This is a genomic window from Nostoc sp. 106C (genome assembly GCF_002154725.1).
Taxonomy (GTDB): domain Bacteria; phylum Cyanobacteriota; class Cyanobacteriia; order Cyanobacteriales; family Nostocaceae; genus Aulosira.
The window spans coordinates 56,337-76,912 of record NZ_MTAW01000151.1; the positions used below are offsets into that span (position 1 = coordinate 56,337).

The following is a 20,576-nucleotide window of genomic DNA, read 5'->3' on the forward strand; positions in this document are numbered from 1 at the left end:
AATCGCTTTGCCTAGATATTAATGATGTTCATGTATAGCCTCTACAAGTCCCCGCTTGCTCTTCAATTAAGTCCACTGAGTATCAAAGGCATCTTGACCAGTTCCATAAATCAAGTCACCATATTCCTGCCAGTGAGCTACTTCTTCAGGGGAGAGTGGCAAAGCGTCCAGGACGCGGAGATTTTCTTCTAATTGTTCCTTGGTTTTTGGGGCAGTAAGCGCTAGACTTACAGCAGGATGACGTAGTACATAACGATAGCAGTCTGCTGCGGTGGGTGGTTGTAGTTGCCAGTTGGGATGCTTTGCCAGTAGTGAACCCCAACGTGTACAGGTGAATGCTACTACGGGAATACCAGCCTGGTTAGCATTTGGTAAAACATCTTCTTCAGCTTTGCGGTGTGCCATATTGTAACGATGCATTAACACATCACACTGATTGCGCTCTATCATTTCTAAAGCAATCGGTCGGTTATGGGTGGTAACTCCTACATAACGTACCAATCCTTTTTCCTGCTGCGATCGCAATTCCTCAAGTACTGCCTGAACCTGTTTGCTATCATCACCAGGAAAGACATACTCGACAAAAAACACATCCACGCTATCAACATCAAGACGATGGCGCACTGAGTCAAGGTAACGGCGTAAAGAATTGATATCTCTGTTTTCGCTGCCAGTTGCAACTAAAACCTGCTCGCGTTTTTCTGCTAGAAGGGGTTTTAATCCATTGAGGAAGTTGTTGTACTCCAGACTGTAAAAGAAAAAGTAGTTGATTCCCGCCGCAAATGCCATTGAAACTGAATTAACATCTAGCTGCGGTTGAGCTGCTAAACCGAGAATGCTGGCTTTTTGTCCTAATTCAGACTTAATTACTGAGGGCATGATAGAGGTAGCAATGTGAAACTAAAAGGAGCACTTACGCTTTTTTAGGCGTTCTGAGCAATCTTGCAGAAACTTACGCGCTTGGTAAACTTTTCCTGAAAAAGTTACTTTTGATTATCATTAAGTAATTACTGAACTGAAAATTCAGTAAAATTATTATAAAGCTTTATAACTTACTAATGTTTCAGCAGACTTTGCTAATTATCACAAACAATCTTATTTGAAAATGCTCTGAATGTATCGGTAGTGCTCAGAAAATAATTGAGAATATAAAAACAGATAAACGTCTAGATAATTAAAATGTTTTATCAATTAAGTATGCTTAAAGGTTGTAAAAAAGTGAGTTGGTTGTGAGCCAAGAAGAACTGAACTATAATTTTGAAAAAATACGGCAGCAGATAGAGGCACTGGAAAGATACATAATAGAGTCGCCAATGCTTAATGCACAAGCAATTGAAGCGTTGAGGGTTATTGCCGCTTCCATCAAAAACCTGGAATTATTCAAAGCAGAAATCCAGGCTGATTTAGCACAAGTGAAACTCCTTGAAGAAGAACTGCTGCAACAAAATGAAACAATAATAGCAGAACGTCAGGTTTATCACGATTTATTCAAATTTGCGCCTCATGCTTATTTGATCACAAATTATGATGGAATAATTATCGAACTAAACTACACTGCTGCGGCGTTATTGAATGTATTGCCCAGTTTGCTCATTGGCAAATCATTAATCAATTTTGTATCTCAAGACGAACATTCATTGTTTCTGACAAAACTCAAGCAGTCGCTCAATGTCAAGTCTGTGCAAGAATTGGAAGTCACTATCTGTCCTCGTGGCGGTCAAGTTTTTGATGCTTTACTTTTGGTGAAACCTGGGCGAGAAACTTCTGGTGCTCTAGGTGCGTTACAGATCAGCCTGCATGATATTACCAAGTACAAGCGATTACCAGTTCCTCAGGAGATGCCAAGCTCGATCGCACCTGTTGCAAGACCCAATGGACTAGATGGTTTACGGGTACTGTTTGTAGATGATGAAGCTGATACCCGCGAGTTAATTGCCGCAGTGCTTATGCAACATGGAGTTGAAGTCACAACAGTTGCTACAGTAACAGAGGCATTGGCAGAATTAGAGCGATCGCGTCCCGATGTCATCATTAGTGATATCAGGATGCCTGATGAAGATGGCTATGCTTTGATTCGCAAAATCAAGGCACTAGAAGCCGAGAAAGGATGGCAAATTCCCACTGCTGCATTGACAGCTTATCTTGGAGAAGACCGAGCAAAGGCACTCAACGCAGGTTTTCAATCGCATTTGCATAAACTGGCTGCGCCAACGGAGTTGATTGCAATGGTTGCACAGCTGGCTGGGCGAGGGTGAAAGAGAGCAGGGGGAGCAGGGGAAGCTAGGGAGGCTGGAGGAGAAAAGAGTTTTAGGTTTTCAAGAACTTGAATTCATATTTCAATTCAGTAACGCCCTGAAATTCATTAACCTGAAGAAGAGAGAATTTTACTAGATTTTTTCCCAGGAAACATGGACAGCTTAACCGAAAGCAAGAAAGCCGCTTCCGCTTTAGATGTGTTTGCAGGCGGTGGCGAGATGGGTGAGTTGATGCGATCGCGCGATTGGTCGCAAACTTCACTGGGTTCTGCCCTTGACTGGGGACAGGGCCTAAGTACCTCCATCAGTATTTTGCTTGCCTCTCGCTTTCCAATGTGTCTGTTTTGGGGGCGTGACTATATCCAGTTTTACAACGATGACTTTGCTCCTATTCTCGGTACGGCAAAGCACCCAACTGCCCTTGGACAACCTGGCAGCCAGACGTGGCTAGAAATCTGGGATGTGCTTGAGCCACTGTTCGAGCAAGTCATGAGTACGGGCGAAGCAATTTATGCGAAAGACCAAAGTTTCCATCCCAACCGTAAAGGCTACGTGGAAGAGTCGTATTTCACCTTCTGCTACAGTGCCGTTCGGGATGAAACTGGCAACATCAGTGGGATACTCAATACCGTCACTGAAACCACTAAGCAGGTAATCAGTCAACGTCGCCTTGCCATGCTACGGGAATTAGCAACTGCCGGAACAGGGGCAAAAACACCAACAGAAGCTTGTCTCGCAGCCGCCCGTACCCTAAACCCTTACGATATTCCCTTTGCCCTGTTTTATCTGATTGACAAGCAAGGCAAGCAGGCAGAACTCGTTGCATCAACAGGAATCCCCGCAGGTAGTGCCGCTGCACCCACGAGTATCGATCTCACTCTTGCTTGTGGTGCTGATGTCTGGTCATTTTCTGAAGTACTGCAACATCAACAGCCGCAGCTTGTCACGGATGTTGTCAAACGATTCGGTTCATTTGCCGGAGAACCGTGGTCAGAAAGCCTCCATTCTGCCATGATTCTACCCATCTTGAGTGCTAACAAAAAAATTGTGGAATGTCTGCTCGTTGCTGGAATCAGCCCACGCCTCGATTTAGATGGCGAATACCGCACATTGCTCGAATTGGTCGCACAGCAGGTTGAAAATTCCATCGCCAACGCCCAAGCTTACGAGAAAGAACTTAAACGCGCTCTGGCGTTGGCAGAACTCGACCGCGCTAAAACAGCCTTCTTCACCAACGTCAGCCATGAATTTCGCACGCCTTTAACCTTGATACTCAATCCACTTGAGCAAGTGATCGCCCAAACACACGCTTTACTCCAGCCCGAACAGCGCGAACAACTGGCGATTGTTCAGCGAAACGCCATGAGATTGCACAAACTAGTCAATACCTTACTTGACTTCTCCCGAATTGAAGCAGACAAAATACAAGCAGTTTATGAGCCAACTGATTTAGCCCAATTCACAGCCGAATTAGCCTCAGTGTTTCGTTCGGCGATTGAAACAGCTTCTTTGCAATTAATCGTGGATTGTCCGCCACTGAGCGACCTCGTGTATGTAGACCGCGAAATGTGGGAAAAGATAGTTCTTAACTTAATCTCTAATGCCTTTAAATTCACCTTCACTGGAGAGATTGCCGTCTCATTACACCAAATAGGTGACAAAGTAGAGCTAAAAGTACGCGATACAGGCACAGGCATTACTGATGAAGAGTTACCGAAAATTTTTGAGCGCTTTCACCGCATACGAGGCGTACAAGCCAGGAGTCATGAAGGATCGGGTATTGGGCTTGCTTTGGTGCAGGAACTCGTTCACCTACATAGCGGCACTGTCAACGTGGAGAGTGTCTTCGGTAAGGGAACGACATTTACAGTAACTCTACCCACAGGCTCATTGCACTTGCCAAGCAATCAAATTAGTGCCAAACCTACACTAGCATCAACACCAGTAGGTGCTGCCCCCTATTTCGAGGAAGCACAGCAATGGCTAACAGAAGAAAATTTATCGGTTTGGGGCCGCCACTTTGTGGCGGCCCCAAACCCACCCCCGATAAATTCCTCGCAGTTCTCGACTGCACGCATTTTGTTAGTGGATGATAATGCCGATATGCGGGACTATGTAGCGCGTCTGCTATCAAAGCAATGGCAGGTAGAAGCTGTGAACAATGGAGTTGCTGCACTAGCTGCTGTCTCATTGCAACCGCCAGATTTGGTACTTACTGACGTAATGATGCCAGAAATGGACGGTTTTGAATTGTTGAGTGCATTGCGAGCTGACCCAAAGACAAAAGGCATACCCATCATCATGCTGTCGGCTCGTGCAGGAGAAGAAGCGGCAATTGAAGGTTTGCAAGCAGGAGCAGACGACTACCTAATCAAGCCCTTTTCTGCCCAGGAATTGGTCGCTCGCGTAGATTCTCACTTACAAATGGCGCGTCTGCGTCAGGAATTATCCTCAAATCGCCTCAAGGATGAGTTTTTAGCAACTGTTACTCACGAACTTCATGCTCCCTTGGTTGCTATCCTGGGCTGGACTCGCTTACTACGTTCAAATCAACTGGATCGGTCTACTGCTTTACGCGCTTTAGACACCATTGAGCGCAGCGCTAACAACCAGGCAATGCTGATTGAGGATTTGCTGAATATTTCAACTATTCTCTCAGGTAAAGTCCACATAGATCGCCAGCCAGTCAATCTCACCTCTACTGTTGGTGAAGTGATGCAGACAATGTTCAGCGATGCTCAGGCTAAAAGAATTCAAATTGTACAGACGCGACGCCAGTCGCTACAGAAGGATATTTGCGTTTGCGGAGATTTAATCCGTTTACAGCAAGTTTTCTCAAAATTACTGCATAACGCCATTAAATTTACACCCGTAGGCGGAAGTATTGAAGTTCGGCTTGATGCTGATGATTCTTGGGCTGCTATCCAAGTCAGCGACACTGGTATCGGGATTAGTGCCGACTTTCTCCCCCATGTTTTCGATCGCTTTACTCAGGAGGAAGTACCCAGCAGACACACACCAGGGGGTTTGGGGTTGGGGCTGGCGATCGCTCGTCAACTCGTAGAACTGCACGGCGGTACAATTGAGGCAGCGAGTGAGGGAATTGGACGAGGCGCAACGTTTACCGTTAAATTGCCCTTGATGAGTTTAAATTAGGGATATCTAGGTGTGAGAATTAATGCCAACTTTCAGTGTTAAATTTGCAATATTTCGAGGATGCTTATTATGAGTAAAGAAGAACAGTTACTCGAATATTGGCGCGAACTCTCCCCTTAAGCGCAAGATAAAGTAATTCAATTCGCGCGATGCCTGCGGCAAGCCGCTGACGCGTCTACGTTAAAACCACAACCGGAATTTGTGCCACAAACTCCCCTTGCTAAAAAACTATGGGAAATTCGTCAACGTATTGTTGCATCGGGCGCGCCCCTATTAAGTGATGAAGAACTGGAACAGGAACTTGCAGAGCGTCGCGGTGGCTGGCGAGAATTAGATTAGATGACTCGAACTTTTATTGATTCGGGTGTATTGATTGCGGCGGCTCGTGCCAATACAATTCGGTCATTGGCTGCACTTGAGATCCTCAACGATGGCGATCGCTTCTTTACTTCAAGCGCCTTCATCCAGTTAGAAACCCTACCTAATACATTTCACTTTAATAATGAAATGATACAAATATGCTGGTAAAGGCATGGCAATGCCATGCCCCTACGAGAAATCTATATGTATCAGGATTTTTGTGAATTGGTATAAAGCAATCTACAACCAAAGATGGCTTCATAATGCTGCTGCACTTTCTGTTGATACAGAAGAGTTTGTGACCGCTGAAAAAACTACAAAACCCATGCATAGCGTTACAGAAATTACAGCTATTGTCAGGTAAATAGATTACATTTGCCGTAGGGGCATGGCACTGCCGTGCCCTCTTGAGTCTGGTTTAACTACGTGAAAACTGCTGTAAAATCGTTTCCATTGCCGACGAATAAAATTATGAACCCGAAGGCATTGCTCGTCAACTCGTAGAACTGCAAGGCGGTACAATTGAAGCTGCAAGTGCAGGAATTGGGCAAGGCGCAACCTTTACCGTCAAGCTGCCATTAATAAATTTATAGTCGGAGGATCTTGCTTCATAATGTCCAAGAAGCGGGCTAGAGAGCCATCACGACAAAAAATCAATTTACACATTTGGGATGCTCCCCTTTATTAAAGAAAGTACTTGCGTTGTGAACGAAAGTACTTGCGTTGTGAATGAAAGTACTTGTGTTGTGAACGAAAGCACTTGTGTTGTGAACAAAAGCACTTGTGTTGTGAATGAAAGTACTTGCGTTGTGAATGAAAGTACTTGCGTTGTGAACGAAAGCACTTGTGTTTTGAATGAAAGTACTTGTGTTGTTAACCAACAAACCTATATGTTAAATACTCGCCCCCCAGCCAGAAGCAAGCTACATAATTAGTGAGTAAAATGGCAATTAAGAGCCATTTTGCTGGTGAACTGCTGGAGCAAAAGCGTCCTATGCAACGACATCGAAGAGAAACAATGACGCTGGAAGATATTCTCATCACCGAGAAATTGTCCCGTCGAAACCCTCGCCCTGCAAACTTACTCGCAGAAAATCAGGCGTTGCACGTATTGGCGCGGCAGTTGGTAAATCAGCCCCAAACGATGCTTCAGAACTTAGTTGACATAACACTAGAATTGTGCAGTGCGGGAACAGTAGGGGTCAGTTTACTAGAAATAACACCAAACAAAGAAGAAATCTTTCGCTGGAATGTGTTGGCAGGAGCGTTAGCAGAGTACGTAGGCGACACTACACCCCGCAATTTTAGCCCCTGTGGTGTCTGCCTGGATTGCGGTACTCCTCAACTTTACTCTTATCCCGATCGCTATTTTACTTATTTACAAGCAGCAAACACTCCCATTGTTGAAGGGTTAGTGTTACCGCTAATTGCAGATAACCATGCCTTAGGCACTATCTGGATTATGTCGCACGATGAGCAACGGCATTTTGACTCGGAAGATGTGCGGGTAATGACGAGTTTGGCAGACTTTGCTGCTGCTGCATTGCTACTGAATCAGCGACAAACCCAGGAATTGCTAGCGAAGAATGTCCAACTAGAAGCGGCGGCGGCGGAACTTAAACGAGCCGAAGAGTTGGCGAGAGAGTCGGAGGCATACTTCCACGCGATCGCCAACCTTGTGCCTGATATGCTTTGGCGCAATGACGTAACAGGTGACACCAGTTGGTATAACCAGCGCTGGCTGGAATACACCGGGCAGACAATGGAGGAAGCGCAAGGCTATGGCTGGCTAGAAGTAATCCATCCGAGCGATCGCGCCCAGTCCCTCGCCAACTTTCAGAACGCAGTGGATGAACATCGTCCCCTGCGGCAAGAACACCGGATTCGGGACGCAGAGGGGAACTATCGCTGGTTTGAAGTTAGGGCAGAGCCAGTTTTTGATGGGGACGGACGCATCACTCAATGGTTTGGAGCCGCGATCGACATTCACGAACAGCGTACTGCGACCGAACAATTGCGCGAATCAGAAGCACGCTTGCGGGGAATGATTGAGAATCTGCCAGGTGGGGCGGCGTTTGTCGTTGACCGCAATCTGCGCTATCTGCTGGCTGAAGGCGAAGCACTCCATACCGCAGGATTCAAAAATGAAGATTTAGTTGGCAAAACTATTTTTGAGGTACTGAGTCCCGAATTAGCAGCAAATTACGAGGTGAACTACCGCAAAGCTCTTGCTGGTGAGCCGTTTGAACACGAACATAATGCACACGATCGCACTTACGTCTCACGCGGAACGCCACTTTATTCTCAAAACGGCGAAATCTATGCTGTGCTTGCCGTTTCCTATGACATTACTGATCGCAAGCGCGCCGAAGGCGATCGCAAACAAGCGGAAGCCGCCTTGCGCGACAAGGAGGCGAAACTGGCGCAAGAACTGGCTGATACAAAGCAGTTACAGCACATCAGCAGTCAGTTGATTCAGTCAGAAAACATCAATGCCCTTTACGAGCAGATTGTCGATGCGGCGATCGCTTTAATGCGATCGGATATGGGCAGTATACAAATACTTGACCCCGCAAGAAACGAGCTTCAGCTACTGACGTGGAAGGGATTTAACCCAGCATCGGCAGCATTTTGGGAGTGGGTGCGCCTTGATTCAGGTAGTACTTGCGGCGCGGCGTTGCACAGAGGCGATCGCGTGATTGTGCCAGATGTTGAAAAGAGCGATTTTATGGCTGGCACAGAGGATCTCGATGCTTACCGCCTTTCTGGTGTCAGAGCGGTGCAGTCTACACCGCTGCTTTCGCGTAGCGGTCGCCTCGTCGGCATGTTTTCCACTCATTGGTGCAAACACCATCGACCGAGCGATCGCGAACTACGGTTTCTCGATATACTCGCCCGCCAAGCCGCTGACTTGATCGAGCAGCGACAAGCGGAAGCCGCCTTGCGCGAGTCGGAAGGAAAATATCGATCGCTCTTCAACTCAATGGATGAAGCCTATGCGGTAGTCGAAGTCATAGCCGACGACAACGGCGAGTGGAACGACTTCCTGTTTTTGGAAGTCAATCCGGTGTTTGTGGCGCAGACGGGCATGGAATACCCGGTCGGGCGTAGAGCCACAGAATTGCTGGGTACCCCCAACCCCAACTGGGCAAGGGTCTATGGACAGGTCGTCGAAACGGGTGAACCGATCCGGTTTGAAGAAGGCGAAGCGACCCTGGGGCGCGTGTTTGACCTTTATGTTTTCCGGCTGGGGGGAGAGGGTAGCCGCCGCGTGGCGGTTCTGTTTACGGATATCACCGATCGCAAACGCCGCGAGGCGAATCTCACTTTTCTCGCCGACTTGATGAACGATTTTGCGCCACTCGCCACTGCCGAAGAAGTCATGGAAATGGCGGGCAAACGCATCACCGAACATCTCGATTTGTCGCGCTACATGTTCGTCGAGATTTTCCCGGAGGCGGGCACATGCACCTATCTGCTTCCCACTCATCCCCCCGATCAGCTTGAAATCAGCGGCAGCTTCGTACTCGCCGAGTATCACACCGAAGAGGAACACCGTCTGCTCTGCGCTGGGCATCCGATGATCGTCAACGAAGTACGCGACGGAACGCGCACGCCCGAACAGATCGCAGCGTTTGAGATGTTCGACATCGGTTCGATCGTCAACACGCCCTACTTAAGCAATGGACGCTGGGTTTTTGATCTGGGTGTCGCGCGCAGCAAGCCTTCGGTTTGGCGTGAAGACGAAATCGAGCTTTTACGGGAACTCTCCGCCCGCCTTTGGCTCCGCATCGAACGCGCCCGCGCCGAAGTGGGGTTGCGCCAATCAGAAGAAAAATATCGATCGCTGTTCAATTCGATCGACGAAGGCTTCCTGCTTTGCGATGTCATTTTTGACAAGAACGACAAACCCGTTGACATTCTTTACCTTGAAGCGAATCCAGCAGCGATACGCCTCGCTGGGCGGGACTTTTCCGGGCAACGGATGCGCGAGATTGACCCGCTTTACGAAGACTACTGGTATGAAATCTACGGGGGCGTGGCGCTGACTGGCGAGTCCGTGCGCGCTGAACATTACGCCGAATCGCATGGGCGGTGGTTTGATTTTTACGCCTTTAAAGTGGGCGGGCAAGAGAGCCGCAGCGTTGCCGCCGTTTTCCGAGACGTAACCGATCGCAAGCAAACAGAAGCACAATTGCGCCGTGCTGCCGAGATGGATGCCTTCCGGGTGAAGCTGTCCGATGCGTTGCGATCGCTCACCGACCCCGTTGAAATTCAGGCCCAAGCGTGCCGTCTGCTGGGCGAGCATTTGAACGTTGACCGCGCCTACTATGTCGAAACCAATGAAGCAGAGGGTTACACGCGCGTCAATCAAAATTATTTGCGCGGTGACTCGCCCTCGCTCGTTGGCGTTTATCGGGTAGCGGATTACGACTGGACTCTGCCGTTCCTGAAAAGGGGCGAACCTGTCATCGTCGCGGATGCCCAAACCTCGGACATCATTCCCGAAGCCGACCGTGAGATGATGGTGGCTGTCAAAATTGCCGCGCATATCACCTCACCGCTGATCAAAGCAGGCACGTTGGTAGGCTCGCTCTGCGTCACTGAATCTGTACCGCGCCAGTGGTCAGCGGCGGAAGTTGAACTGGTGCGCGAAACTGCCGAACGCATCTGGGCAACCATCATCCGCGCTCGTGCCGAAACAGAATTGCGTGAATCAGAAATTCAGCGGATTCAAGAACAATCCGCCCGTGAAGAAGAACGCCAACGTGCCGAAAATCTAGCAGAACTCGATCGCGCCAAAACTCTCTTCTTTAGCAACGTCAGCCACGAATTCCGCACGCCGCTAACGCTGATACTGGCTCCGGTGCAAGATGCGTTAAGCGATTCGGTCAATCCCCTGCCTGGGGTACAACGCGAACGGTTGGAACTCGTACATCGCAACACGATGAGGCTGCTAAAACTGGTTAATACTCTACTCGACTTCTCCCGCATCGAAGCCGGACGGATGGAAGCAGTCTATGAACCAATCGATTTAGCAATGTTCACGGCTGAATTAGCCTCAGTATTTCGTTCCGCCATTGAACAGGCTGGGCTGCACCTAGTGGTCGATTGCCCACCGATGAGCGAACTTGTATACGTAGACCGGGAAATGTGGGAGAAAATTGTTCTCAATTTGCTTTCCAATGCCTTTAAGTTCACCTTTCTTGGCGAAATCACTGTCAGGCTGCATCTGTCCGATGACTATCATGTAACGCTACAAGTAGAAGATACAGGTGCAGGGATTGAGCCAGAAGAACTGCCCCATTTGTTTGAGCGATTTTACCAAGTGCGAAAAGCAAAAGCCAGAACACATGAAGGGTCTGGAATTGGTCTAGCTTTGGTGCATGAATTAATCAAACTGCATGGTGGAACCGTAGACGTAACCAGCACTGTAGGGCAAGGAAGCTGTTTTACAGTCACAATTTCATTAGGTACAGCACACTTACCAAGCGATCGCCTACGACGAGTCGTAGGCGATCGCTCTCAAGCCACACGCACCCTGACATCAACTGCATTAGGCGCAGCGCCTTATGTTCAGGAAGCAGAGCGGTGGATAGGGGAAGAGGCAGGGGAGCAGGGGAGCAGGGGAGCAGGGGAGAACTTACAACAATCACTCCCCTCTGCCCCTCTGCCCCTCCGCTCCTCTGCTCATATCCTCATCGTCGATGACAACGCTGATATGCGCGATTACCTCAAGCGGATATTAAGCGAACACGTTGAGGTGGAAGCTGTCGCTGATGGGGCAGCGGCGCTGGCTGCGGTGAATCAGCGAGTGCCGGATTTGGTACTTAGCGATGTGATGATGCCAGGATTAGACGGCTTTGAGTTATTGCAAGCATTGCGGGCTGATGCACGGACAAAAGAAGTACCGATAATTCTGCTGTCTGCCCGTGCTGGAGAAGAATCTGTAATTGAAGGACTTCTTGCTGGGGCTGACGATTACCTGATTAAACCCTTCTCTGCCAGCGAACTTGTCACCCGTGTCAATGCCTATCTGCAACTGGCACACCTGCGTTCTGAAACTCTCCGCTCCGAAAGAATAATTAACCACAGAAAAGATGAGGTACTATCAACAGTTTCTCACGAACTGAATACCCCCTTAATCGCCATTCTCGGTTGGACGCGGTTACTGCGTAGCAGCCCGCCCAGCCCAGCCATGCTGATGAAATCGCTGGAAACTATCGAACGCAATGCCACTCTGCAAGCCAAACTTGTGCAAGATTTACTGGATATTTCGCGGATTACTGCGGGTAAAATTTGCCTGAATATTGAGCCAGTTGAACTGCAACAAGTAATTGACACTGCGATCGCCACAGTGCGTCAATCCCTGGAAACTAAAGACATTCGCCTAGATTGTCTGCTCGATCCATTACCAACAATAGTTCAAGGCGACCCAGAACGGTTACAACAAATTATCTTAAATTTACTGACTAATGCTGTCAAATTTACACCTGAAGGTGGAAGAATTGCAGTTAGCTTGCAAACTCATGAAAACCAAGCCCAGATTATAGTGAGTGACACTGGCTGTGGCATAGATAGCGATTTTCTACCGCACATTTTTGATACTTTCCGGCAAGCAGACGGCGTAAAAAAAGGACTCGGGTTAGGACTTGCGATCGCCCGTAGCTTAGTAGAACTCCACGGTGGTACAATCCACGCCCACAGCCCAGGTATTGGACAGGGTGCAACGTTTATTGTCAAATTACCGTTGATATAGCAGGGGGCAGAAGGCAGGAGGTAAAAACACTACTGTTCCTGAAATTTACGCTTTTATCATGTCCTAATCTAACGTGAGTTCCATGAACCTATCCTGGGTTGAAGTATTGGTATTACCCCACCCTAACCCTCCCCTTGTAAAGGGGAGGGAACTAGATTTTCTTGTCTCCCCCCTTTCCAAGGGGGGATTAAGGGGGGTAATCCAGGGAACAATAAGCAGGTCAAGGAATATGAAAATACTGATGACAAAGCTGTATAACCAGACCTCAGAAAAGCAAAAACGGCAAACCCTCAGAAATAATATGCCCCCAGCCGAAAAAATAGTTTGGGCAAAGCTTAGAAGTCAACAAATGGAAAGCTGTAAATTTCGTAGACAATACAGTATTGACAGATTTGTAGTTGATTTTTATTCTCCAGAATTGAGACTTGCCATAGAAATTGATGGTGATAGTCACTATGAAGATGGAGTCCCAGAATATGACTGCGATCGCCAAACATTTTTGGAATCAAAAGGTACAAGGATTTTGAGATTTACGAATCACGAAGTTTATCAAGATATTGATGGTGTGGTAGAGAAAATAAGACAAGTTATTTGTATGTTGAGGGAAGTTACCCCACCCTAACCCTCCCCTTGTAAAGGGGAGGGAACCAGATTTTCTTGTTTCCCCCCTTTCCAAAGGGGGATTAAGGGGGGTAAAACGCGGATCTCAAAAGCAATTCCGACTTGTGTGTACACGGTAGCCCTTGTCAAGGGGAGGGAACCAGATTTTATTGTTTCTTCCCCAGTCTCCCCCAGCTCTCTTCTTCACCCAACTTTCTCTGCTTGAAACAATTCTATTAAATCGGCAGCATGACGAGCGTGCATATCGAGAAGCTTCATCTCCCACTGTAAAAATCGGCGAGGCTGACGGAAATGAGTGGACAATACGCCGACTAAGCTTCCTGTGCGACTTGTTAGCGGGGTGGATTGGACTGCACGATATCCCGACGCCGCCGCGATCGCTCGGTGAGGAGCGAAATTTGGAGCGACCTCGATATCTTCAACGATTACCGTCTCTCCGCCACGCAAAGCCCTGACGCAGGGTGAATCTTCACCAATGCTAACTGTCTGCATGTTATCGATTAAGGCTGGGTCGAAGCCGCGTTGAACTGCGAGTTCCAGGGTGCATGTCTGTCGCTGGAACAGATGAATATAACCCATATCTGTGCGGTGCATGGCGATCGCTCGCTCAAGGACATTTTCCAACGCATCCAGAAGCGTGGGCGATATCGGCAAGCGAGTGCTTTGAGATGATCTTTTGTTGCTCACTTGCGCTTTTGATAAAGGCTTTCCCTCACATACCAAGCTCACCAATAAAGAAGCGATCGCCTCACGAGACAGAACTTGGTCTACGCAACCAGTGGCGATCGCCGCCAAAGGCATTCCATCGGCAACAGAACTGGCTTGATCTTGGGCGAGAACAATGCCATGCTGTGCTGACACCGCACGCACACCCTCTGCGCCGCCTTTGCCTGTACCAGTCATCACAATGACTACAGCGCGGTCTGCATAACTCTGGGCCACCGACTCAAAAAAGTGATTGACTCCGTGATGCCAGCCGTGTTTGCTTGCTTGCGCCGCTAGAGAGATTGTACCGTTGGCATGAACAACAAAGTAATGTCCAGGTGGGCAGACATACACCACTCCCGCCGTGAGTTGTTCCCCATCATGTGCCCAGCGTACCGTCAGCTCCGTTCGTAACTGTAACACTTGTGCTAAAACATTAGTTTCCGAAGGGTTGAGGTGCTGTAGGCAGAGAATCGGAGCAGGAAAGTTCCCAGGCAATCCCGATAGCACCTTGCGAATCGCTGTAACTCCACCAGCCGACGCTGCGATCGCCACAATCGCAATTTTAGATTTCTTATCGTGTCGCTCTCTACGCATCCTGACTACGACATAATAATTTTTACCTAACTACAGACCGTGTAAACACTAAATTTCTTCATCTCCCCTTGCTGTATTTACCAACAACTCAACTTTCTGCTTAACTCGCTGGATTCTCTCCCTAGCCTCTTGAGCTTCTTCTGTAGCTTGTCGAGCTTTCGCCTTAGCCTGCTGAGTTAGCTTTGTGATATTTCTAGCTTCTTCCTTAGCCTGTCGAGCTTCCTCACTATCCAAATGAGCTTCGTGAGCACACCACCTGATTTTTTCATCAAATTGCTGCTCTGACAGTTTTACTTGTTGTTTGTGCCAACCATCAATACTGTTAAACATGAGAAAAGCAAGGGTGTTTTCAGGTAAATTTTCTCGGTATAACACAAGCGTAGTCTATGTAGAATTTTAGAGTACACTATCAAGCGAAAATTTACACAGGAGCAAGAGGAGAGAATTCGAGACAAATCATTTGTAAAGTAGTATTAATACCAATTTGAAAAAAGAATGCGACAGATGGGTAGGGGCACGGCAATGCCCATTGGTGTCAACTTAAGTTAAAAGCCTTATCCCACAAGCGTTTTACCCCACCCCCAACCCCTCCCCTTGCCAAGGGGAGGGGCGGTTTTGGCTTTAGACAAAACCGGGGTGGGGTGACGCGGATCTTTGATGGTAAGTGATTTAATTCAAAATCGCTTTTTGGCAAGGCTTTCACGTTAAGTTGACACGTATGAGCACTGCTGTGCCCCTACGGCAAATGTGGTCTATTTACAGGAAGATGCTGTAAAGGCAAAACAAATGCCCCATGCCCCATGCCCATTAATCATTGCTAATTCTCCCCGCCAAAGAAGCAACAATATATAACAATTGTTCGGGTTCAACGGGTTTAGCAATGTGCATTTGAAATCCTGCTGCTAGGGCCTCTGTTTGCTCTGCGTCTCCAGCATAGGCGGTTAGCGCGGCGGCGGGAATTTGCCCTCCAGCTTCAGCATCCAGCGCCCTCACCTGACGAATCAGATCGTAACCGTCTTGTCCTGGTAAGCCAATGTCAGATAGCAGAACATCGTACCCGTTAGGGTTAGCTATTAAGGTTGATAGCGCTACACTGGCTGATTCAACAGCTGTCACTTCTACTCCGTACTGCTCAAGACTAATGGTAAATAACTGGCGAATATCTGCTTCGTCATCTACAATCAGTACCCGCACACCCGCCAATGATGTAATATTGCCAGTTGGCACTTCTAACTGATCTTGTAAGGCAACCAATTGTCTGGTAATTGGCAGAGAAATTTCTGTTGCTTGAGTTTGCAATGGTAGCCTGACTGTAAAAGTTGCCCCTTGATCTTCACCTTGGCTTTCTGCCTCAACTGTACCACCGTGGAGTTCTACCAAATGATGCACTATCGAAAGCCCCAGCCCTAACCCAGGATTTGAGCGAGATCTGGAGCCATCGGCTTGACGGAAGCGCTCGAAAATATAGGGGAGAAATTCAGGACTAATACCAATCCCTGTGTCGCTCACTTGAATTTGAGCGTGGAAATCACTGTATTCTAGAGCGATCGCAATTCTGCCTCCGGGGGGAGTAAATTTAATCGCATTAGAAAGTAAATTCCACATCACCTGTTGTAAGCGATTCGGATCGCCGTTGATTCTTATGTCTGTAGGCTCTAGCCAAGATTCAATTTGGATATTTTTGGCTTCGGCTGACAGATGCACAACCTCAATCGCGGCTTCAATCACGGGTACAAGCTCAATTGGCTCGGCATCCAGACGCAGCCTACCTGAACTGATGCGGGAAACATCCAACAGATCCCCAATTAGCTTAGCTTGAGTGTTGGCACTGCGTTCAATAGCTTCCAATCCTTGATTAATTATCTCTTGTGCGAGATTTTGCCGCTGTAGCATCTGTGCCCACCCGAGTAAGGAATTGAGTGGGTTGCGTAGTTCGTGAGACAGAATTGATAAAAACTCATCTTTGGCGCGGTTGGCTGTCTCCGCAGCAGCGCGGGCTGACTGTTCTTGAGTGAGTAACTGAGTGCGTTCTGCTTCTAGTTGCTTTTGCTGGGTGATATCCGCAATTACCAAGAGAATCAATTGCATCTCGTCGATTTGCGGCATTCTCCGGGCATTGAGTCGCATGATTTTGTGCCCGATTGACTCGAAGTTATGCTCAACTTCCAAATCTTGAAATGGGGCATTGCTGGGGATAACATCTTCTAAGAGCGATCGCAACTGTGGAATATTCCACTGTCTATTGCCGAGTTCAAAAATTAAACGCTGTTCTGTTTCTGCGGGCATCACTTGGAAGGTTTCGTAGAAACAGCGATTGGCTTTGACTACGCGTAAGTCTAAATCAAGCACCACAATAGATTCCCGCACTGTATCTACAATTGCTTCGGCGTAATCTCTGGATGCTCTTAGCTGTTCGGCGCTGCGTTTGAGAGCGTCAATATCAACCAATACCACCACAGCACCATCAATTTTATTATCTATTGTGCGATAAGGTCGGATACGCATATCATACCAGTGACCTTCATCGTCTTGAACTTCCTGGGTTTTCAGGTTGAGATTGCCAATTACTTCTAAAATTTGTTGCTCTAGATCGGGAATATTCAAGTTGTGATTAATATTACTGATTGGTCGCCCCACATCCGTATTAATCAGGTTAAAAATTCTCCCCGCCACCGGAGTAAAGCGCCGAATTTTTAAATCGCCTCCTAACATGAGAATCGGAATATTAATATTGCTGAGTAAATTCTGCAAATCGTTGGTCACCTGAGTTGACTCAAAATTCCGCCGTTGCAGTTCGTCGTTAATGGTGTTGAGTTCTTCGTTGGTTGCCTGAATTTCTTCTTTAGCAGTTTCTAATTCTTCATTAGTACTTTGCAACTCTTCATTGCTAGAAAGAATTTCTTCGTTAGCAGCTCTGAGGTTTTGATTGGTAGCTTGCTGTTCCTCAATAATTGATTGTAAATATTCTTTAGTAGTTGCTAACTCCTGATTAAGCGCGTTAATCTCCTCAGCTGCCGCTTGTTTTGTCCGTGCAGATTTAATGTTGCGATCGCTAGTTGCCTCTTTTACAGTAATTGTTGGCGATGATATATCTTCAAACAGCACTAAAAAGTAGCGTTCTTCAGCCCGGGGACATTTAAACGGCACAACATCAAACTTAACCAACCTGAGGTGACCGTTGTCTAGAATTTGGATGCCTTCTTTTTGCACTGGCATTTGTCGCTGTTTTGCTTGGTGAATGGCAGTGCGTAATTCTAGCCGCAGTTCTTCTTTTGCCATCTTCAGCAAGTTAAAGCTGGGTCTGCCTGGTGGAGGTTGCAGATAGGGACTAGTCTGGCCGCGAAATTGCAAAATCTCTAGATCGTTGTTAATCACTACACCAACCGGGGCATAGTGATTGATCACAATTCGGTCGGCTGTTGTCTGTATTTCCAGCTCATTCCAAACATTCTCACTCGCTGGTGACTGCGGAGTATTTATTCTTACAGGATAGTTGTTGCTAGCGATCAGATCTATACCCAACCGAGCCGGAGCCATTTTGCGGGTATAAATCTTGGATTTCCTATCCGCAAAAGTAAACAAATCGGAAAACTCCCCGACTGTCTCTGAAGTGCCTAACATCAGAAAGCTATTTGGCTTGAGACCATAATGAAAGACAGGTAGGAGTTTCTTCTGTACGGGGCTGCCCAAATAAATTAGCACATTGCGGCAGGTAATCAAATCCAGGTGAGAAAAAGGTGGATCGGCAATCAGGTTTTGCCGAGCGAAGATACACAACTCCCGCACTGGCTTGCTGATCTGGTAACCACCTTCTACCTGGACAAAGAAGCGCTGTAGACGTTCCGGAGAGACTTCTCCTACCAGGCTGGGCTTGTAGATACCAATCCTAGCTGTTTCAATTGCCGCCTCATTAACATCGGTAGCAAAAATCTGGATCGGTGGATTGATTACCTGATTAGACAAAAACTCTAGCAAGCAAATGGCAATTGAGTAAGCTTCTTGACCGGTTGAACATCCCGCTACCCAAATGCGAATGGGTGAATCTGGCGTGCGATCCTTGGTAATAATCGGAAATACTTTTGTTTTTAAGGCTTCAAAAGATTCCGGATCGCGGAAAAAACTGGTGACAGTAATTAGCACATCTTGATACAACGCCTTTACTTCTGCCGGATTTTCCAGGAGATAGTTGACGTAATCTTCCAATCTTTCAAGCTTGTACAAAATCATCCGCCGCAGGATGCGCCGCTTGAGAGTAGTTTGCTTGTAGTAGTTAAAATCAACTCCTGTAGCAGCCCGTAGCAAACTAAAGATTGTCGAGACAGCATCTCCCGTTGCTGGAGGTAACTCAGGTACCTCAGTTGCTGTTTCTGGTGCCTGGTGCTGGACATAAGGATGACGGCTAAGCTTTGTCAGCTCCTCAGCAATCTCTTGCGGAGTCAGAATAAAATCTACATGACCCGAAGCCACAGCAGTGTTCGGCATACTAGTGACTTTTGCCGATTCCTGGCACTGGGCAAAGGTAATACCACCAGCCCCTTTGATATATTCTAGCCCCTGTGCCCCATCTCCATCAGCCCCGGAAAGCACTATGCCAATTGCTTTGTTTCCCCGCTCCTCTGCTAAAGAGATCAGGAAAGCATCCACTGACATAAAAAACCCGTAGGTACTCCCCCTGGGAGACAGTTTCAGCACTCCCTGAGAAATGGTCATCTTGACATTAGGCGGAATTACATAAACATGATTCGGTTCGACAACCATACCATCCTGCACTTCCACTACAGGCATGTCGGTTGACCGTGAGAGAATCTCACTCAACATACTTTTTTGCTTGGGAGCCAAATGCTGAACCACCACAAATCCCATACCTGTATCATTGGGCAAATGGCTCAGCAATTCTGTGTAAGCTTCCAACCCACCCGCAGAAGCACCCATCCCCACTATGGGAAATAATTCATTCTGATTATTTTGCTGCTCTGCATTCGACGATTTACCAGCAGGGGAATTAGATTGAGATTTTTTAGGAGACCGCCTAGGGTTCATGATGTGAGTTAATACTTTGGGTGTTAGGGATTGAGCAATTAAAACTACAGATGTTGTTACAGCGTATTTCAGGTAAATGAAGTACACGGGTAGTTACGATCAGCTGTACTTCACCACCTTGCAATTTGCTGTAAGTAGGTCGGCGTGAATATTTATCGTTGGGATTAGGCAGGAGGCAGGAGGGAAGAGGGTGTAAGCCTATTTGATTTTTCAAAACATAGTTTTGTTTTTCCACACCGTTCTACTTATGTTTTTTGCAATTTATCAAAGATGAGTCCGATCCATTAGCGGTCTGGAGCTTTAATTCAAAGGCGATGATACAGCAATCCAATGTGATTTCTCAATCACCTGTAGAGGTAGGGAACTCTAAAACTTTTAATAGAAAAAAGAAATCAAAGTATACCTAGCTTTGCAACAATAAAATACAAATCTTATATGTGTTTAAATAAGATGAAACGTTAGCCTAAGTAAACTAAGGTGTAATTTCTCTATCCTAACTCCCTTTGCAATTTCTATTTGATTATCATATCTATAATATTTCCAGTAAATATTACTTGAACAATAAATTTACTGATTCCCTCATCAGGCATAAGTTTGAACTTATACAACTTATTTAGTTCCCTCCCCGCGAGATCGGTAGGGGTAACTCGGTGGGCATACGTGTCAACTTAACGTGAAACCCTTGTTAAAACGTGATTTTGTATTCACTCACTTACCATTACGATCCTCGTCACCCCACCCCAGTTTTGTCTAAAGCCAAAACTTCCCCTCCCCGCCTGCGGGGAGGGGATTAAGGGGTGGGGTAAAACGTATGTGGTATAAGCGTTTGAGCTTAAGTTGACACCAATGGGCATCAGTAAGATAATTTGATATACCAAAAGATTGTGAGTGCCGTGCCCCTACTCATCTGTCGCTTTTTTCAAAATGGTATTACTTACACTTATTCGACTTTATTTTCCGATAGACCAAATTGTGTGTTGTTCAAATCTTTCAAAATCATGTGTTTTTGAGCATCAAAACTAATTACACCTAGTTGTTTCAATTTGCTCATAAATCTTGTAATTGTGACTCTATTAGCACAG

At 47.0% G+C, this 20,576-nt stretch carries 11 protein-coding genes; 7 read left to right on the forward strand and 4 right to left on the reverse strand.

All coding sequences use genetic code 11. The annotated features are described in order from the left end of the window. Nucleotides 1-66: 66 nt before the first annotated feature. The gene (locus BV375_RS23500) at nucleotides 67-879 is read right to left on the reverse strand and encodes an aldo/keto reductase (protein ID WP_086764912.1); all 813 of its coding nucleotides are present in this window, start codon (nucleotides 877-879) and stop codon (nucleotides 67-69) included. Between the two features lie 434 nt (nucleotides 880-1,313). Between BV375_RS23500 and BV375_RS23505 the strand changes: the two genes are divergently transcribed. The 7 genes from BV375_RS23505 (at nucleotide 1,314) to BV375_RS23535 (ending at nucleotide 13,153) form a co-directional block, all read left to right on the forward strand. Next, nucleotides 1,314-2,255 carry a response regulator gene (locus BV375_RS23505; RefSeq protein ID WP_086764915.1) on the forward strand — a complete coding sequence of 314 codons (942 nt, stop codon included), beginning with the start codon at nucleotides 1,314-1,316 and terminating at the stop codon, nucleotides 2,253-2,255. Between the two features lie 153 nt (nucleotides 2,256-2,408). Next, a complete protein-coding gene (locus BV375_RS23510) occupies nucleotides 2,409-5,411 on the forward strand; it encodes an ATP-binding protein (RefSeq protein ID WP_086764918.1) in 3,003 nt (1,000 codons plus the stop codon). Nucleotides 5,412-5,612: 201 nt separating this feature from the next. Next, a complete protein-coding gene (locus BV375_RS38290) occupies nucleotides 5,613-5,750 on the forward strand; it encodes a hypothetical protein (RefSeq protein WP_243714022.1) in 138 nt (45 codons plus the stop codon). Then, on the forward strand, nucleotides 5,751-5,939 hold the full coding sequence (locus tag BV375_RS23520) for a hypothetical protein (RefSeq protein ID WP_086764920.1): 189 nt from the start codon (nucleotides 5,751-5,753) through the stop codon (nucleotides 5,937-5,939). Between the two features lie 52 nt (nucleotides 5,940-5,991). Further along, nucleotides 5,992-6,135: a hypothetical protein gene (locus tag BV375_RS36190; RefSeq protein WP_166507511.1), complete on the forward strand. Its 144-nt coding sequence runs from the start codon at nucleotides 5,992-5,994 to the stop codon at nucleotides 6,133-6,135. Nucleotides 6,136-6,714: 579 nt separating this feature from the next. After that, nucleotides 6,715-12,531: an ATP-binding protein gene (locus BV375_RS39035; RefSeq protein ID WP_086764923.1), complete on the forward strand. Its 5,817-nt coding sequence runs from the start codon at nucleotides 6,715-6,717 to the stop codon at nucleotides 12,529-12,531. 229 nt (nucleotides 12,532-12,760) lie between these two features. Continuing rightward, entirely contained in the window at nucleotides 12,761-13,153 is a 393-nt protein-coding gene (locus BV375_RS23535) for an endonuclease domain-containing protein (protein ID WP_243714023.1), read from the forward strand. Between the two features lie 182 nt (nucleotides 13,154-13,335). Here BV375_RS23535 and BV375_RS23540 read toward each other — a convergent pair whose 3' ends face one another. The 3 genes from BV375_RS23540 to BV375_RS23550 all read right to left on the reverse strand — a co-directional run bounded on the left by BV375_RS23540 (nucleotide 13,336) and on the right by BV375_RS23550 (nucleotide 19,494). After that, entirely contained in the window at nucleotides 13,336-14,454 is a 1,119-nt protein-coding gene (locus BV375_RS23540; RefSeq protein ID WP_086764927.1) for a chemotaxis protein CheB, read from the reverse strand. A gap of 48 nt (nucleotides 14,455-14,502) precedes the next feature. Further along, nucleotides 14,503-14,829, reverse strand: coding sequence for a hypothetical protein (locus BV375_RS23545; protein WP_086764930.1), 327 nt, complete (start codon nucleotides 14,827-14,829; stop codon nucleotides 14,503-14,505). A 432-nt stretch (nucleotides 14,830-15,261) separates the two neighbouring features. Continuing rightward, a complete protein-coding gene (locus tag BV375_RS23550) occupies nucleotides 15,262-19,494 on the reverse strand; it encodes a chemotaxis protein CheB (protein ID WP_086764948.1) in 4,233 nt (1,410 codons plus the stop codon). Between the last annotated feature and the right edge of the window lie 1,082 nt (nucleotides 19,495-20,576).

Bases quoted from the DNA above. Each gene is read 5' to 3' on its own strand.
- BV375_RS23540 (WP_086764927.1), bottom strand. From the start codon at position 14,454: ATGCGTAGAGAGCGACACGATAAGAAATCTAAAATTGCGATTGTGGCG.
- BV375_RS23505 (WP_086764915.1), top strand. From the start codon at position 1,314: ATGCTTAATGCACAAGCAATTGAAGCGTTGAGGGTTATTGCCGCTTCC.
- BV375_RS23510 (WP_086764918.1), top strand. From the start codon at position 2,409: ATGGACAGCTTAACCGAAAGCAAGAAAGCCGCTTCCGCTTTAGATGTG.
- BV375_RS23550 (WP_086764948.1), bottom strand. From the start codon at position 19,494: ATGAACCCTAGGCGGTCTCCTAAAAAATCTCAATCTAATTCCCCTGCT.
- BV375_RS39035 (WP_086764923.1), top strand. From the start codon at position 6,715: ATGGCAATTAAGAGCCATTTTGCTGGTGAACTGCTGGAGCAAAAGCGT.
- BV375_RS23535 (WP_243714023.1), top strand. From the start codon at position 12,761: ATGAAAATACTGATGACAAAGCTGTATAACCAGACCTCAGAAAAGCAA.
- BV375_RS23520 (WP_086764920.1), top strand. From the start codon at position 5,751: ATGACTCGAACTTTTATTGATTCGGGTGTATTGATTGCGGCGGCTCGT.
- BV375_RS23500 (WP_086764912.1), bottom strand. From the start codon at position 879: ATGCCCTCAGTAATTAAGTCTGAATTAGGACAAAAAGCCAGCATTCTC.